Origin of the sequence: Enterobacter sp. R-25, assembly GCF_049913205.1 — a bacterium.
Taxonomy (GTDB): domain Bacteria; phylum Pseudomonadota; class Gammaproteobacteria; order Enterobacterales; family Enterobacteriaceae; genus Enterobacter; species Enterobacter ludwigii.
In genome coordinates, this window is the sequence record NZ_CP183982.1 from 194,734 (window position 1) to 208,749 (window position 14,016).

Sequence of the window (14,016 nt, forward strand, 5' to 3'; positions counted from 1 at the left end):
CGCCCACTGGGGGCCGATGCTGGTCGAAACCGATGGCGAAAATGTTCTGTCGTCTCGCGGGGCATTGCCAACGCAACATCCCAACTCTTTACAGACCGTCGTTCGCGATCAGGTGCACAGCAAAACGCGCGTGCGCTGGCCGATGGTGCGTAAAGGATTTCTGGCGTCGCCAGACAAGCCGCAGGGTATTCGTGGTCAGGATGAGTTTGTCCGGGTGAGCTGGGATGACGCGCTGGCGCTGATCCATGCGCAGCACAAACGTATTCGCGACACGTATGGCCCGTCGTCCATTTTTGCCGGATCTTACGGCTGGCGCTCAAACGGCGTGCTGCATAAGGCCTCGACGTTACTGCAGCGCTATATGAGTCTGGCCGGGGGGTATACTGGCCATCTTGGGGATTACTCCACCGGCGCAGCGCAGGCGATCATGCCCTACGTGGTGGGCGGTAACGAAGTGTATCAGCAGCAGACCAGCTGGCCGCTGGTGCTGGAGCACACCGATGTGGTGGTGCTGTGGAGCGCCAACCCGCTCAACACCCTGAAAATCGCGTGGAATGCCAGTGACGAGCAGGGGATCCCGTATTTCGATGCGCTGCGTAAAAGCGGCAAGCGCATCATCTGCATTGACCCGATGCGCTCGGAAACCATGGACTTCTTTGGCGACAGCGCCGAGTGGATTGCCCCGCACATGGGCACCGACGTGGCGATGATGCTGGGCATTGCCCATACGCTGGTGGAGAACGGCTGGCACGATACCGGGTTCCTCGCACGCTGTACCACCGGTTTTGACAACTTCGCCGACTATCTGACGGGCAATACAGACGGTATTGCCAAAACGGCAGAGTGGGCGGCAGAGATTTGTGGGGTTCCTGCGGCCAAACTGCGTGAACTGGCAGCGTTATTCCACCAAAACACCACGATGTTAATGTCTGGGTGGGGGATGCAGCGCCAGCAGTTCGGTGAGCAGAAACACTGGATGCTCGTGACGCTGGCCGCCATGCTCGGGCAAATCGGTACGCCGGGCGGTGGGTTTGGTCTCTCTTATCACTTCGCCAATGGCGGCAACCCAACCCGCAAAGCGGCAGTGCTGGCTTCTCTGCAGGGCTCGGTTCAGGGCGGTGTGGATGCCGTGGATAAAATCCCGGTGGCGCGCATTGTTGAAGCCCTGGAAAACCCGGGCGGGTTTTATCAGCATAACGGTCTGGATCGCCACTTCCCGGATATCCGGTTTGTCTGGTGGGCCGGCGGCGCGAACTTTACTCATCACCAGGACACGAATCGCCTGATCCGCGCCTGGCAGAAGCCAGAACTGGTGGTTATCTCAGAATGCTTCTGGACCGCCTCAGCCAAACATGCCGATATTGTGCTGCCGGCGACCACCTCGTTTGAGCGTAACGACCTCACCATGACCGGTGACTACAGCAATCAGCATATGGTACCGATGAAGCGCGTCGTAGCGCCGCGTGATGAGGCGCGTGATGATTTTGAGGTGTTTGCTGAGCTGAGCGAGTTGTGGGAAACGGGGGGGCGCGAGCGTTTTACCGAGGGCAAAACGGATTTGCAGTGGCTGGAGACGTTCTACCAGATTGCAGGCCAGCGCGGGGCCCCGCAGGGCGTGACGCTGCCGCCATTTGCACAGTTCTGGGAAGCGAACCAGATTATTGAGATGCCGGAGAGCGAACAGAATGCGCAGTTTGTTCGCTTCGCCGATTTCCGCCGCGACCCGGAGAACCATCCGCTGAAAACCGAGAGCGGGAAGATTGTGATCTACAGCGAGCGTATCGCCCAATTTAAGTATGCCGACTGTCCGGCGCATCCAACGTGGCTTGAGCCGGACGAGTGGCACGGTAATGCCCAGCCGGAACAGCTGCAGGTGTTATCGGCCCATCCTGCCCATCGCCTGCACAGCCAGCTTAACTATTCATCACTGCGCGAGCGGTATGCGGTTGCCGGGCGAGAGCCCGTGACCCTGAACAGCGCAGATGCGCGCGCGCGTGGGATCGTTGACGGTGACGTGGTTCGCGTCTGGAATCAGCGTGGCCAGGTGCTGGCAGGGGCGGTAGTGAGCGACGGGATTAAACCTGGCGTTATCTGCATTCACCAGGGGGCATGGCCAGACCTGGAGCCGAGCGAAGGCGGTATTTGTAAAAACGGTGCAGTAAACGTTCTGACCAAAGATCTCCCCAGCTCGAAGCTGGGGAATGGCTGCGCGGGGAACACGGCGCTGGCCTGGGTCGAGAAATATCAGGGACCCGAGCTTACGCTCACGGCGTTTGATCCGCCTGCCAGCTCATGATCCACGTTGGGTGCTGAGTGTCATCCTGCCAGGCGCTGTCTTCAATGCGAAAACCCTGTGCATGATAGAAATTCACCGCCCGGACATTTTTCTGGTAGACCTCCAGGCTTAAATACGGGAAGCGCTGTTGAACATGGTGCAGCAGCGCACGCCCAATACCCCGACCAATAAAGTCAGTTGAGACAAACAGCGCGCCCACAAACTGGGACTGCATGACGCTGATAAAGCCGCGCAGCATTCCATTTTCTTCCCATACCCAGGTTTCGGCGGCGGGCAGGTAAACATCCCGCACCATACCTTCGTTCTCTTTCCAGTAGCTTGCGCTGATAAACGGGTGCGCCTCCGTGGTGCTTTCAAGCCACAGACTCAGGAGTGGCCCGGCATTATCACTTTCCCATTTGCGGATCATGGTGCCTCCCTGGATGACAGACGCAGCCGGTAACGTGGTCGTTGACCAGGCCACAGGCCTGCATAAAGGCGTAACAGATGGTGGAGCCGACAAATTTAAAGCCGCGTTTTTTTAGCGCTTTAGAGAGCGCATCCGACGCCGGGGTGGAGGCCGGGATTTCCGCGAGCGTGGCGGCCTGGGTAATTTGCGGCGTGTTGTTCACAAACGTCCAGACAAATTCTGAGAACGGTTCTCCGTTTTGCTCCATCGCCAGATAAGCGCGCGCGTTACCAATGATGGCCTGGATCTTACCGCGATGGCGGATGATGCCTGCATCCTGGACCAGCCGTTCCACATCGTCCTCGGTCATGGCAGCGACGGCGACCGGATCGAACTGATGGAAGGCATTACGATAGTTTTCACGTTTCTTAAGCACCGTAATCCATGACAAGCCCGCCTGTTGACCTTCCAGGCAGATCATCTCAAAAAGCTTTTTCCCTTCTGTCTCCGGTACGCCCCATTCCCGATCGTGATAGTCGATATAAAGCTGATCCTGGCTTACCCAACCGCAACGCTGCATCGGTTATCTCCCTTAATGAAACGGTTATCGCAAAATTTTCATTCTGTCAGGCTTGACGTGTCTACTATAAAGACAATAGTTAATACAGGGCCATATGCCCGCAAAACTCTTCCTAAACAATGACAAATATCGCCGAATTCGGCTCTCTCTGGAGTCGCTTTGATGATGATAAAAAAAATCAGTGGTCGCCATGCTGTTTCTGGCCTGGCGGGGATTTCAGCCTGTCTGTTTTTTTGTAATACAGCATTTGCCTGGCAACAGGAATATATCGTTTCAGACGCCCAAAGTAATACGGCGGAACGCTATACATGGGATGCGGATCACCAACCGCGTTATGAGGATATTCTCGCCGAGCGGATTCAGTCATCACAAAATGCCCCCGGGCTTGCCCTGAGTTTACCGTCGGGTTCCACGCCGGCAGGGGCCATGAGCGTGGGCTGGAACATTCCGGTGTCAGGGCGTATCACGACCGGTCCGGTGATGGCGTGGCGTTATGACGGCACGGCACCGATGATGATCAACGAATTTGGTGACAGCGCGACGACGCAGGGGCTTACCGACCCACTCTGGCATGCTAGCGTCAGCACGCTCGGCTGGCGCGTGGATACACAGTACGGCGAGCTTCGCCCGTGGGCGCAGATAAGCTATAACCAGCAGTTTGGTGAAAACCAGTGGAAATCCCAGTTTGGGATGCCACAGACGCCGGCACCGACGCAAAGCGGCAACTGGATGGATGTAACCGTCGGAACGGATATTCCGTTTAACACGCATATGGCGGCCTATGCGTCGCTGGCACAAGGGGAATACACCACCACCGGTGAGGAGTTTATGTACACCCTGGGCGTGAGCGCTAATTTTTAAGGTTGTTACTTTTTTAAACGTGCCGATAACATCCTGAATACAATAGCCGTGGGGGTTGTAGCGATAGCAGTCACTAACACGCTGTCGCTTCATTCCCCGGCAAGGTCATTCATTCCCGATTTATGGCATTTCATTCCATTCCTCCTGCATTTCATGCCGTTTTACCCCAGGCATATTAAGGTTTTGTTTATCGTTGTCCTCAGCGAATTCCCTTACTTTCTCTTGCAGGACAACTGCCATGAACACATCAACTTACAACCGTACGCGCTGGCTAACGCTTTTTGGCACCATCGTGACCCAGTTTGCGCTGGGGTCGGTCTATACCTGGAGCCTGTTTAACAGTGCGCTTTCCGATAAGCTTGGTGCACCGGTCAGCCAGGTGGCGTTCTCCTTCGGCTTGCTGAGCCTCGGGCTGGCGCTTTCATCTTCCGTCGCGGGAAAATTGCAGGAGCGATTCGGCGTGAAGCGGGTGACGATGGCATCGGGTATCTTGTTGGGCGTGGGCTTTTTCCTGACGGCGCATTCCAGTAACCTGATGATGCTGTGGCTGAGCGCCGGGGTGCTGGTGGGACTTGCCGACGGTGCAGGTTATCTGCTGACCCTGTCAAACTGTGTGAAGTGGTTCCCGGAACGTAAAGGTTTAATCTCTGCGTTTGCCATCGGGTCCTATGGCCTGGGGAGCCTCGGTTTTAAATTTATTGATTCCCACCTGCTTGCTTCCGTGGGGCTCGAAAAAACGTTCATGATCTGGGGCGCTATCGTTCTGGTCATGATCCTGTTCGGCGCCACGCTGATGAAAGATGCGCCGCAGCAAGAGGTGAAAACCGTTAACGGTGTGGTGGAGAATGATTTCACCCTCGCGCAGTCTATGCGTCAACCACAGTACTGGATGCTGGCGGTCATGTTCCTGACAGCCTGCATGAGCGGTCTGTATGTGATTGGGGTGGCGAAAGATATTGCTCAGGGAATGGTGAAACTGGATGCGGCAACAGCAGCGAATGCGGTCACCGTCATCTCCATTGCCAACCTCTCTGGCCGTCTGGTGCTCGGGATTCTGTCTGACAAAATTGCCCGTATCCGCGTGATTACCATCGGGCAGGTTGTCTCGCTGGTTGGGATGGCGGCGCTGTTGTTTGCCCCACTGAACGAAGCCACGTTCTTCGCCGCAATTGCCTGTGTGGCCTTTAATTTCGGCGGCACGATTACCGTCTTCCCGTCGCTGGTCAGTGAGTTCTTCGGCCTGAACAATCTGGCGAAAAACTATGGTGTTATCTATCTGGGCTTTGGCATCGGCAGTATCTGCGGCTCGTTAATCGCCTCGCTGTTCGGCGGGTTCTATGTGACCTTCTGCGTGATATTTGCTTTGCTGATAATCTCGCTGGCCTTGTCGACCACCATTCGCCAGCCGCAGCGTGAAGTCTTTAACGAAGCGCATGCCTGACAACAACAAAAAAAGGCCGGTTATCCGGCCTTTTTATTATCTTAAAAACTGAGACTTAGATGAAAACGTCGGTTTCAGGATTTGCTTTTTTGTAAATAACTGCACCGATCACATTCTCTGTTGCCACTTTTTCCCATCCCTGTGGTCTACTTACCACGCTTGTAGACGTTTCTGATTAACGATCCCCTGAGCGTATATCTAATCTGCCTACTTTTAATACCGAGTGGGCGGTGGTACCGTCCCTTTTTCCGGGTAGCTTGCATGAAATACATTAAATCGATGGCGCAACAAAAGCTCTGCTTTTTGCTGGCGTTGTACATCGGCCTGTTTATGAATGGCGCAGTTTTTTTCCGTCGGTTTGACGGGTATGCGCACGATTTTACCGTCTGGAAAGGAGTTGCAGCGGTTGTCGAATTGGTCGCTGCTGTACTGGTCACCTTCTTTTTATTCCGGGTTCTCACCCTGTTTGGCCGCCGCGTATGGCGAGTACTGGCAACGTTTATTGTGCTGTGCTCCGCTGGTGCCAGTTATTACATGACTTTTATGAACGTTGTCATTGGCTACGGCATTATTGCTTCGGTGATGACGACGGATATAGATCTCTCTAAAGAGGTCGTTGGTCTGCACTTTATTCTCTGGCTGGTGGCAGTCAGTACCTTGCCTCTGCTGCTCATCTGGAGCAACCGCTGCCGGTACACGCTGGTACACCAGATTCGCACGCCGGGGAAACGTTTCAGAAGTGTCGCGATTGTGCTGCTCGCTGGGTTGATGGTCTGGGGGCCGATTCGCCTGCTGGAAGTGAAGCAGAAAAATTATGAGCGTACGTCTGGCGTGGACATGCCAAGCTACGGTGGTGTGGTTGCAAATTCTTATTTGCCGTCAAACTGGATTTCCGCACTGGGGCTGTATGCCTGGGCACAGGTGGATGAATCCTCTGATAACAAATCGTTGTTGAACCCGGCAAAGAAATTTACCTATGACGCGCCAAAAGATATCGATGATACCTATGTCGTCTTTATCATTGGTGAAACGACACGCTGGGATCATATGGGCATTCTGGGTTATGACCGTGATACCACGCCTAAACTGGCTCAGGAGAAAAACCTGGTTGCCTATCGCGGTTACTCCTGTGATACCGCCACCAAGCTCTCCTTACGCTGCATGTTTGTGCGCGAGGGTGGAGCGAGCGATAACCCGCAGCGAACACTGAAAGAGCAAAATGTCTTCTCGGTGCTTCACCAGCTCGGCTTTACTTCCGCTCTGTATGCAATGCAAAGCGAGATGTGGTTCTACAGTAACACCATGGCGCAGAACATTGCCTATCGTGAGCAAATCGGTGCGGAGCCACGTAACCGTGGCAAGTCTGTCGATGATATGTTGCTGATTAATGAGATGAAGCTCTCTCTTAATGGGAATCCTGATGGAAAGCATATGATTATTCTGCATACCAAAGGATCGCACTTTAATTACACCCAACGTTATCCGCGTAGCTTTGCCAGGTGGACGCCGGAATGTATTGGTGTGGATAAAGACTGTACCAAAGACCAGTTGATTAACTCTTTCGATAACTCAGTGTTGTATGTGGATCACTTTATCGATTCGGTGATTGACCAGGTACGCGATAAGAAAGCGATTGTGTTCTATGCAGCGGATCACGGTGAGTCAATTAATGAATTTGAGCACCTGCATGGTACGCCACGTAATATGGCTCCTCCGGAACAGTTCCGCGTGCCCATGATGGTGTGGATGTCGGACAAGTACCTCGAAGACCCGGAGAAAGCGAAGATGTTTGCCCACCTGAAAAAAGAGGCAGACATGAAGGTGCCGCGTCGTCATGTTGAGCTGTATGACACCATTTTGGGTTGCCTGGGTTATACCTCTCCTGACGGCGGTATCAACGAAAATAACAACTGGTGCAAACTTCCTGATAGCAAGGCGAAAGCCGCGCAGTAACGCGTCTGGCGAGAATATCGCCAGTTGAAGGGCTTTTTTAATTTAAGGGATTGACGGGGGCGCACCTCAGCAGTAAGATGCGCTCCGCATTCGGCGAGTAGCGCAGCTTGGTAGCGCAACTGGTTTGGGACCAGTGGGTCGGAGGTTCGAATCCTCTCTCGCCGACCACATTTAAAGAAGGGCTAACCGCAAGGTTAGCCCTTTTTGCATTAGCAGCTTACTCATCCTGATTCACCAAAACGCCCCTTATCCCGCCTTCTTCCTGTCTGTTAACGATTTTGTGACATAATCCATTGTATTTTTTTATATATAGATTGATCTTTTTTCGCGTTGCTTATGGATAACCTCAGCATTTTTCGCTGTGCGTTTTAACGTTCGCGGTATTTAGTGCTCAGATAATCACCGTTCTGCAAGAAAATTTACCCGATCTGAATAAAAGTTAATCACTGATTGTTGCGAAATATGAAGATAATTGTGCTGCAACATAGCGAGTAGCATAAATTTCCCTGCTGAAAACTGGCATACATAGTTTTTTTAATCTTTGTTTGCGGTTTCTCACACTCAGCGTAAATCCCCGTCACCTGTATTGACGTTTTCACATTCTGTTGACAGATTGTAGGGCATGAGGGGCATTTCAGGGACGATCTGCGCTGCAACTCAAACGCTCTTCTGAAAGGATTCTCCATCCCTTAAACGCCTTCGGGCATCACCGACCGGACCGGGTAAAAAATAAATAAAGGTCTGGCGGCGTAACACAACAAAGCAAAACATCACATTGGAGCAGAATAATGAGTATTTCCTTGAAGAAGTCAGGGATGCTAAAGCTTGGTCTGAGCCTGGTGGCTATGACCGTGGCAGCAAGCGTACAGGCAAAAACCCTGGTTTACTGTTCTGAAGGCTCGCCGGAAGGCTTTAACCCACAGCTCTTTACCTCTGGTACGACTTACGACGCAAGCTCTGTGCCTATCTATAACCGTCTGGTTGAATTCAAAACCGGTACCACGGAAGTGATCCCAGGTCTGGCGGAGAAGTGGGACGTCAGCGAAGACGGTAAGACCTATACCTTCCACCTGCGCCAGGGCGTGAAGTGGCAGGACAACAAAGAATTCAAACCAACGCGCGATTTTAACGCCGATGACGTTGTGTTCTCCTTCGACCGTCAGAAAAACGCTCAGAACCCGTATCACAAAGTGTCTGGCGGCAGCTATGAATACTTCGAAGGGATGGGCCTGCAGGACCTGATCGCTGAAGTGAAAAAAGTGGACGATAAAACCGTTCAGTTCGTGCTGACGCGTCCGGAAGCACCATTCCTGGCTGACCTGGCCATGGACTTCGCCTCTATTCTGTCTAAAGAGTACGCGGACAACATGCTGAAAGCCGGCACCCCGGAGAAAGTGGACCTGAACCCAATCGGTACCGGTCCGTTCCAGCTTCTGCAGTACCAGAAAGATTCCCGTATTCTGTATAAAGCCTTCCCGGGCTTCTGGGGCACCAAGCCGCAGATCGATCGTCTGGTCTTCTCCATCACGCCTGATGCTTCTGTGCGTTACGCAAAACTGCAGAAAAATGAATGCCAGGTCATGCCATACCCGAACCCGGCTGACATCGCGCGCATGAAGCAGGATAAAAACATCAACCTGCTGGAGCAGGCTGGTCTGAACGTGGGTTACCTCTCCTTCAACACCGAGAAGAAACCGTTTGATGACGTGAAAGTCCGTCAGGCGTTGACCTATGCGGTGAATAAAGAAGCGATCATTAAAGCGGTCTATCAGGGCGCGGGTGTTGCCGCCAAGAACCTGATCCCACCAACCATGTGGGGCTATAACGACGACGTTAAAGACTACACCTACGATCCTGAGAAAGCGAAAGCGCTGCTGAAAGAAGCAGGCCAGGAGAAAGGCTTTACCGTTGAGCTGTGGGCGATGCCAGTACAGCGTCCGTATAACCCGAACGCACGCCGTATGGCTGAAATGGTTCAGGCTGACTGGGCTAAAGTGGGCGTTCAGGCCAAGATTGTGACCTACGAGTGGGGCGAGTATCTGAAGCGTGCCAAAGCGGGTGAGCATCAGGCGGTGATGATGGGCTGGACCGGTGACAATGGGGATCCGGACAACTTCTTCGCTACCCTGTTCAGCTGTGCAGCCGCGAAAGACGGTTCTAACTACTCTCGCTGGTGCTACAAGCCGTTTGAAGACCTGATCCAGCCGGCGCGTGCGACCGACGATCACAACAAACGTATCGAGCTGTACAAACAGGCTCAGGTTGTGATGCACGATCAGGCTCCGGCTCTGATTGTGGCTCACTCCACCGTGTACGAACCAGTGCGTAAAGAAGTGAAGGGCTACGTGGTTGATCCACTGGGCAAACACCACTTCGAAAACGTCTCTGTTGAATAATAAGTAGGGTGTTCACCCTCTCCTTCACGGAGAGGGCAGGGGTGAGGGCGTGCATGCATTCCCTCACCCTAATCCTCTCCTGAAGAGAGAGGGAATTTACATTTGTGAGCAATACAGACGTCACGCCAACTGGTTGTACGTCATCAGAGAGAATCCGGGTTATGTTGCAGTTCATCCTCCGACGTCTGGGACTTGTTATCCCCACGTTTATCGGTATCACCCTTCTCACTTTTGCCTTCGTCCATATGATCCCCGGCGACCCGGTAATGATTATGGCGGGCGAGCGTGGTATTTCACCTGAACGCCATGCACAGCTGCTGGCTGAGCTTGGCCTGAACAAACCACTGTGGCAGCAATACCTCAACTATATCTGGGGCGTGTTGCACGGTGATTTAGGGATTTCGCTGAAAAGCCGTCTTCCGGTGTGGGACGAGTTCGTGCCGCGTTTTAAAGCGACACTGGAGCTTGGTGTCTGCGCCATGATTTTCGCCACTGCGGTGGGTATCCCTGTTGGGGTCTTGGCTGCCGTGAAGCGTGGCTCTATTTTCGACCATACGGCTGTTGGCCTGGCGCTGACGGGTTACTCCATGCCTATCTTCTGGTGGGGCATGATGCTGATCATGCTGGTCTCGGTGCAGCTAAACCTGACGCCGGTCTCCGGACGCGTCAGCGATATGGTCTTCCTGGATGATACGAATCCTCTGACCGGTTTCATGCTGATCGATACGGCTATCTGGGGCGAAGAGGGTAACTTCATTGATGCGGTGGCACATATGATCCTGCCTGCGATGGTGCTCGGCACCATTCCTCTGGCGGTTATCGTGCGTATGACCCGTTCTTCAATGCTGGAAGTGTTGGGTGAGGATTACATTCGCACCGCACGCGCCAAAGGTCTGACGCGTATGCGCGTCATTATCGTTCACGCCCTGCGTAACGCCATGCTGCCGGTGGTGACTGTTATTGGTCTGCAGGTGGGGACGTTGCTGGCGGGGGCGATCCTGACCGAAACCATCTTCTCCTGGCCGGGCCTCGGACGCTGGCTGATTGACGCACTGCAACGCCGTGATTATCCGGTAGTGCAGGGCGGGGTATTGCTGGTCGCGACGATGATTATTCTCGTCAACCTGCTGGTCGATTTGCTCTACGGCGTGGTGAACCCGCGTATTCGTCATAAGAAGTAAGGGGCCATCATGTCACACATTTCTGAAAATAAAGTGGTTACTGCACCGGTTCCCATGACGCCGCTGCAGGAATTCTGGCACTACTTCAAGCGCAACAAAGGCGCGGTGGTGGGGCTGGTTTATGTCTCTGTCATGATCCTGATTGCGGTGTTTGCCAACGTGCTCGCACCGTATAACCCGGCGGATCAGTTCCGTGATGCGTTGCTGGCACCACCAGCATGGCAGGACGGCGGTAGCCTGTCGCACCTGCTGGGTACCGATGACGTGGGCCGCGATGTGCTGTCGCGTCTGATGTACGGTGCGCGTCTGTCGCTGCTGGTCGGCTGCCTGGTGGTCGTGTTGTCGCTGGTTATGGGGATCGTACTCGGTCTGGTTGCTGGCTACTTCGGCGGCATTATCGATAACATCATCATGCGTATCGTCGACATCATGCTGGCGCTGCCCAGCTTGCTGTTGGCGCTGGTACTGGTGGCGATTTTTGGTCCGTCGATCAGTAACGCCGCGCTGGCATTAACCTTCGTGGCGCTTCCCCACTATGTGCGACTCACGCGTGCGGCGGTGCTGGTGGAAGTAAACCGCGACTACGTAACGGCCTCCCGCGTGGCGGGTGCTGGCGCGATGCGTCAAATGTTCGTCAACATCTTCCCGAACTGCCTGGCGCCGCTGATTGTTCAGGCGTCGCTCGGTTTCTCTAACGCCATTCTTGATATGGCCGCTCTTGGCTTCCTGGGCATGGGTGCGCAGCCACCAACACCGGAGTGGGGCACCATGCTCTCCGATGTGTTGCAGTTCGCCCAAAGCGCCTGGTGGGTTGTGACCTTCCCGGGTCTGGCAATCCTGCTGACGGTGCTGGCATTTAACCTGATGGGTGATGGCCTGCGTGATGCACTTGATCCCAAACTGAAGCAGTAAGAGGCACGAGATGGCGTTATTAAATGTAGATAAATTATCGGTGCACTTCGGTGACGAAGGCACTCCGTTTCGCGCCGTGGACCGCATCAGCTACAGCGTAAATCAGGGCGAAGTGGTCGGCATTGTGGGTGAGTCGGGTTCCGGTAAGTCGGTCAGTTCACTGGCCATCATGGGGCTGATTGATTATCCCGGCCGTGTGATGGCCGAAAGTCTGGAGTTTAACGGTCAGGACCTGCAGCGTATCTCCGAAAAGCAGCGCCGCCAGCTGGTCGGTGCGGAAGTGGCGATGATCTTCCAGGACCCAATGACCAGCCTGAACCCTTGTTACACCGTGGGATTCCAGATTATGGAAGCCATCAAGGTGCACCAGGGCGGGAATAAGAAGACCCGGCGTCAGCGTGCGATCGATCTGCTGAATCAGGTTGGTATCCCTGACCCGGCATCGCGTCTGGACGTTTACCCGCACCAGCTCTCCGGTGGGATGAGCCAGCGTGTGATGATCGCCATGGCGATTGCCTGTCGGCCAAAACTGCTGATCGCGGATGAACCGACAACGGCACTGGACGTGACTATCCAGGCGCAGATCATCGAGCTGCTGCTGGAACTGCAGCAGAAAGAGAACATGGCGCTGGTGCTGATTACGCATGACCTGGCGCTGGTGGCCGAAGCGGCGCACAAAATTATCGTGATGTATGCAGGTCAGGTGATCGAGACTGGACATTCGCACGATATTTTCCGCGCGCCGCGTCACCCGTATACGCAGGCGCTTTTGCGTGCGCTGCCGGAGTTTGCCCAGGACAAAGCGCGTCTGGCATCACTTCCGGGCGTCGTACCGGGTAAATATGACCGACCGCAGGGCTGCCTGCTTAATCCGCGTTGTCCGTATGCTACAGACAAATGTCGTGCAGAAGAGCCAGAGCTCAACCTGCTTGCTGACGGTCGTCAGTCGAAATGCCACTACCCACTCGATGATGCCGGGAGGCCAACACTATGAGTACGCAACAGGCCACCAAGCAACAACCGCTGTTGCAGGCTATCGACCTGAAAAAATACTATCCGGTGAAAAAGGGGCTGTTTGCGCCTGAACGCCTTGTGAAAGCGCTGGATGGCGTATCCTTTACCCTTGAACGCGGCAAAACGCTGGCGGTGGTCGGTGAGTCAGGCTGTGGCAAATCGACGCTGGGTCGTTTGCTGACGATGATTGAAGTCCCCACCGGCGGTGAGCTCTATTATCAGGGACAGGACCTGCTCAAGCACGATCCGCAGGCGCAGAAACTGCGCCGTCAGAAAATCCAGATTGTGTTTCAGAACCCGTACGGATCGTTGAATCCGCGTAAAAAAGTGGGACAGATTCTGGAAGAGCCCCTGCTGATTAACAGCAATCTGAACAAAGAGCAGCGTCGTGAAAAAGCGCTGGCGATGATGGCGAAAGTGGGCCTGAAGACCGAGCATTACGATCGTTATCCGCATATGTTCTCTGGCGGCCAGCGCCAGCGTATCGCGATTGCGCGTGGTTTGATGCTCGACCCTGACGTGGTCATCGCCGATGAGCCGGTATCAGCCCTCGACGTTTCTGTGCGTGCGCAGGTGTTGAACCTGATGATGGATCTGCAGCAGGACATGGGGCTGTCGTACGTGTTTATTTCGCACGACCTGTCGGTTGTGGAGCACATTGCCGACGAAGTGATGGTGATGTATCTGGGGCGCTGCGTGGAGAAGGGGACAAAAGAGCAGATCTTTACTCATCCTCGTCACCCGTACACCCAGGCGCTGCTGTCTGCGACCCCGCGTCTGAACCCTGACGATCGTCGTGAGCGTATCAAGCTGACGGGTGAATTGCCCAGCCCGTTGAATCCGCCTCCAGGCTGTGCATTCAACGCCCGCTGCAGTCGCCGCTTTGGCCCGTGCACCCAGTTGCAGCCACAGCTCAAGGATTATGGCGGTCAGCTGGTTGCCTGCTTCGCGGTCGATCAGGATGAGAATGGCGAAAAGCCGATGGCGTAATCCA

General features: G+C 54.4%; 11 protein-coding genes and 1 tRNA gene. 10 read left to right on the forward strand and 2 right to left on the reverse strand.

Annotation, left to right across the window (positions count from 1 at the left end; all coding sequences use genetic code 11):
* Window positions 1–16 precede the first annotated feature (16 nt).
* On the forward strand, window positions 17–2,296 hold the full coding sequence (locus ACN9MQ_RS00940) for a molybdopterin guanine dinucleotide-containing S/N-oxide reductase (protein ID WP_426021510.1): 2,280 nt from the start codon (window positions 17–19) through the stop codon (window positions 2,294–2,296).
* On the opposite strand, the gene ACN9MQ_RS00945 is transcribed toward ACN9MQ_RS00940, so the two are convergent.
* Entirely contained in the window at window positions 2,265–2,705 is a 441-nt protein-coding gene (locus tag ACN9MQ_RS00945; protein WP_426021472.1) for an N-acetyltransferase, read from the reverse strand. The genes ACN9MQ_RS00940 and ACN9MQ_RS00945 overlap by 32 nt on opposite strands.
* Window positions 2,683–3,264, reverse strand: a complete 582-nt coding sequence (gene tag, locus ACN9MQ_RS00950; RefSeq protein WP_014168140.1) for a DNA-3-methyladenine glycosylase I — start codon at window positions 3,262–3,264, stop codon at window positions 2,683–2,685. The genes ACN9MQ_RS00945 and tag overlap by 23 nt, the downstream gene beginning before the upstream one ends.
* Window positions 3,265–3,426: 162 nt before the next feature.
* Between tag and ACN9MQ_RS00955 the strand changes: the two genes are divergently transcribed.
* The 9 genes from ACN9MQ_RS00955 to dppF all read left to right on the forward strand — a co-directional run bounded on the left by ACN9MQ_RS00955 (window position 3,427) and on the right by dppF (window position 14,012).
* On the forward strand, window positions 3,427–4,125 hold the full coding sequence (locus ACN9MQ_RS00955) for an autotransporter domain-containing protein (RefSeq protein ID WP_020882635.1): 699 nt from the start codon (window positions 3,427–3,429) through the stop codon (window positions 4,123–4,125).
* 238 nt (window positions 4,126–4,363) lie between these two features.
* The gene (locus ACN9MQ_RS00960; RefSeq protein ID WP_025206420.1) at window positions 4,364–5,566 is read left to right on the forward strand and encodes an L-lactate MFS transporter; all 1,203 of its coding nucleotides are present in this window, start codon (window positions 4,364–4,366) and stop codon (window positions 5,564–5,566) included.
* A gap of 261 nt (window positions 5,567–5,827) precedes the next feature.
* Entirely contained in the window at window positions 5,828–7,519 is a 1,692-nt protein-coding gene (gene eptB / locus ACN9MQ_RS00965) for a kdo(2)-lipid A phosphoethanolamine 7''-transferase (RefSeq protein WP_025206419.1), read from the forward strand.
* 91 nt (window positions 7,520–7,610) lie between these two features.
* A tRNA-Pro gene (locus tag ACN9MQ_RS00970) sits at window positions 7,611–7,687 on the forward strand.
* 620 nt (window positions 7,688–8,307) lie between these two features.
* Window positions 8,308–9,915: a dipeptide ABC transporter periplasmic-binding protein DppA gene (gene dppA, locus ACN9MQ_RS00975; protein WP_014168145.1), complete on the forward strand. Its 1,608-nt coding sequence runs from the start codon at window positions 8,308–8,310 to the stop codon at window positions 9,913–9,915.
* 161 nt (window positions 9,916–10,076) lie between these two features.
* Window positions 10,077–11,096, forward strand: a complete 1,020-nt coding sequence (gene dppB / locus ACN9MQ_RS00980; protein ID WP_020882632.1) for a dipeptide ABC transporter permease DppB — start codon at window positions 10,077–10,079, stop codon at window positions 11,094–11,096.
* A gap of 9 nt (window positions 11,097–11,105) precedes the next feature.
* On the forward strand, window positions 11,106–12,008 hold the full coding sequence (gene dppC, locus ACN9MQ_RS00985) for a dipeptide ABC transporter permease DppC (RefSeq protein WP_040018429.1): 903 nt from the start codon (window positions 11,106–11,108) through the stop codon (window positions 12,006–12,008).
* A 10-nt stretch (window positions 12,009–12,018) separates the two neighbouring features.
* Window positions 12,019–13,002 (forward strand): dipeptide ABC transporter ATP-binding protein, encoded by a 984-nt coding sequence (gene dppD / locus ACN9MQ_RS00990; RefSeq protein ID WP_426021471.1) that lies wholly within the window; start codon window positions 12,019–12,021, stop codon window positions 13,000–13,002.
* On the forward strand, window positions 12,999–14,012 hold the full coding sequence (dppF, locus tag ACN9MQ_RS00995) for a dipeptide ABC transporter ATP-binding subunit DppF (protein WP_108647632.1): 1,014 nt from the start codon (window positions 12,999–13,001) through the stop codon (window positions 14,010–14,012). Before dppD ends, dppF begins: the two co-directional genes overlap by 4 nt.
* Window positions 14,013–14,016 lie beyond the last annotated feature (4 nt).

Excerpts from the sequence above, each read along its gene's own strand:
- ACN9MQ_RS00940 (WP_426021510.1), top strand. The coding sequence starts at position 17 with ATGCTGGTCGAAACCGATGGCGAAAATGTTCTGTCGTCTCGCGGGGCA.
- dppF (WP_108647632.1), top strand. The coding sequence starts at position 12,999 with ATGAGTACGCAACAGGCCACCAAGCAACAACCGCTGTTGCAGGCTATC.
- ACN9MQ_RS00945 (WP_426021472.1), bottom strand. The coding sequence starts at position 2,705 with ATGATCCGCAAATGGGAAAGTGATAATGCCGGGCCACTCCTGAGTCTG.
- ACN9MQ_RS00960 (WP_025206420.1), top strand. The coding sequence starts at position 4,364 with ATGAACACATCAACTTACAACCGTACGCGCTGGCTAACGCTTTTTGGC.
- dppA (WP_014168145.1), top strand. The coding sequence starts at position 8,308 with ATGAGTATTTCCTTGAAGAAGTCAGGGATGCTAAAGCTTGGTCTGAGC.
- dppC (WP_040018429.1), top strand. The coding sequence starts at position 11,106 with ATGTCACACATTTCTGAAAATAAAGTGGTTACTGCACCGGTTCCCATG.
- tag (WP_014168140.1), bottom strand. The coding sequence starts at position 3,264 with ATGCAGCGTTGCGGTTGGGTAAGCCAGGATCAGCTTTATATCGACTAT.
- ACN9MQ_RS00955 (WP_020882635.1), top strand. The coding sequence starts at position 3,427 with ATGATGATAAAAAAAATCAGTGGTCGCCATGCTGTTTCTGGCCTGGCG.
- dppD (WP_426021471.1), top strand. The coding sequence starts at position 12,019 with ATGGCGTTATTAAATGTAGATAAATTATCGGTGCACTTCGGTGACGAA.
- eptB (WP_025206419.1), top strand. The coding sequence starts at position 5,828 with ATGAAATACATTAAATCGATGGCGCAACAAAAGCTCTGCTTTTTGCTG.
- dppB (WP_020882632.1), top strand. The coding sequence starts at position 10,077 with ATGTTGCAGTTCATCCTCCGACGTCTGGGACTTGTTATCCCCACGTTT.